The organism is Streptomyces sp. NPDC054840 (assembly GCF_053611065.1).
The window spans coordinates 1-1,984 of sequence record NZ_JBSGZP010000987.1 but is presented as its reverse complement, the minus strand read 5'-3'; the positions used below and the strand labels follow the sequence as shown (position 1 = coordinate 1,984).

The window sequence follows — 1,984 nt, the reverse complement described above, 5'->3', positions numbered from 1 at the left end:
GCTTCACGGCGATCCGGGTGGGACTACTCCCACTCGATGGTGCCCGGGGGCTTGCTCGTGCAGTCGAGGACCACCCGGTTCACCTCCGGCACCTCGTTGGTGATGCGGGTCGAGATCCGGGCGAGGACCTCGTACGGCATGCGCGTCCAGTCCGCGGTCATCGCGTCCTCGGAGGAGACGGGGCGCAGCACGATCGGGTGGCCGTAGGTGCGGCCGTCGCCCTGGACGCCGACGCTGCGGACGTCCGCGAGCAGGACGACCGGGCACTGCCAGATCTCGCGGTCGAGGCCGGCCGCGGTCAGCTCGTGGCGGGCGATGGCGTCGGCCTCGCGGAGCAGGTCCAGGCGCTCCTTGGTGACCTCGCCGACGATGCGGATGCCGAGGCCGGGGCCCGGGAAGGGCTGGCGCTGGACGATCTCCTCGGGCAGGCCGAGCTCCTGGCCGACCATCCGGACCTCGTCCTTGAACAGCTGGCGCAGCGGCTCGACGAGCTCGAACTCGATGTCGTCGGGCAGCCCGCCCACGTTGTGGTGGGACTTGATGTTGGCGGTGCCGGTGCCGCCGCCGGACTCGACGACGTCCGGGTACAGGGTGCCCTGTACGAGGAAGGCCACCGCGGGGCCCTCCTCCTGGAGGATCTCCAGCTGGGCCTGCTCGAAGACGCGGATGAACTCGCGACCGATGATCTTGCGCTTGGCCTCCGGGTCGGAGACGCCGGCAAGCGCGGCCAGGAAACGCTCCTGCGCGTCGACGACCTTGAGCTGCACGCCGGTCGCGGCGACGAAGTCCTTCTCGACCTGCTCGGTCTCGCCCTTGCGCATCAGGCCGTGGTCGACGTAGACGCAGGTCAGCTGCGAGCCGATGGCCTTCTGCACGAGGGCCGCGGCGACCGCGGAGTCCACGCCGCCGGAGAGGCCGCAGATGGCGCGCTTGTCGCCGACCTGCTCACGGATCGCCGCGACCTGCTCCTCGACGATGTTGCCGGTGGTCCAGGTGGGGGCGAGGCCCGCGCCGCGGTAGAGGAAGTGCTCCAGGATCTGCTGGCCGTGCGTGGAGTGCATCACCTCGGGGTGGTACTGCACGCCGTACAGCTTCTTCTCGTCGTTCTCGAAGGCCGCGACCGGGACGACGTTCGTCGACGCGGTGACGGTGAAGCCCTCGGGGGCGGCGGAGCAGGCGTCGCCGTGGGACATCCACACCGACTGGTCGTCGGGGGTGCCCTCGAAGAGGGTGGAGCCGGCCTTGGAGACGGCCAGCGGGGTGCGGCCGTACTCGCGGGCGCCGGTGTTGTCGACCTGGCCGCCGAGCGTGACGGCCATCAGCTGGAAGCCGTAGCACATGCCGAAGACGGGGACGCCGGCCTCGAAGATCGCGCGGTCGAGCTGGGGGGCACCCTCCTCGTACACGGAGGACGGGCCGCCGGAGAGGATGATCGCCTTCGGGTTCTTGGCCAGCATCTCGTCGACGGGCATCGAGCTCGGCACGATCTCGCTGTAGACCCGTGCTTCGCGGACGCGGCGGGCGATGAGCTGGGCGTACTGGGCGCCGAAGTCGACGACGAGAACCGTGTCCGGGGCGCTGTCGTGGGCGGCGGAGGGTGCTTCTGGCACGGGGCGGCCTTCCGGCGGAAGAGGTGGCTGTTTTGTCGATTCTAACGGGGGACGCCGGGCCCTCTTCGTCTCACCATCCGAATCCCGGCGCCTCCGCCGCCCGGCGCGCCCGGTCGATCACGCACCGTGCGTCCGGCCCATGACGGCGGACTCGCGGCGGGCCTGCCGGACCCGGAGGCCGGTGGCGTCACGCACGCCACCGAGTCGTCTCACCATCCGAACGCGATTGGCCCGGAAGGGGACGGACGGTAACATCCCTCCCATGCGCAAGCAGCTGAGCTTCCTCTTTACCTATGGCACCGGTCGGTCCGGTCGCCATGGGTCCTCGTGATGCTCGCTTGAGCCACTGACTTCCCCGAGCGCCCCGGTCCGAC

General features: G+C 70.5%; 1 protein-coding gene. It reads right to left on the bottom strand.

Annotated features, from left to right (window positions below):
- Positions 1-23 precede the first annotated feature (23 nt).
- Positions 24-1,610: a glutamine-hydrolyzing GMP synthase gene (gene guaA / locus ACWGIU_RS36715; protein WP_453712408.1), complete on the bottom strand. Its 1,587-nt coding sequence runs from the start codon at positions 1,608-1,610 to the stop codon at positions 24-26.
- Between the last annotated feature and the right edge of the window lie 374 nt (positions 1,611-1,984).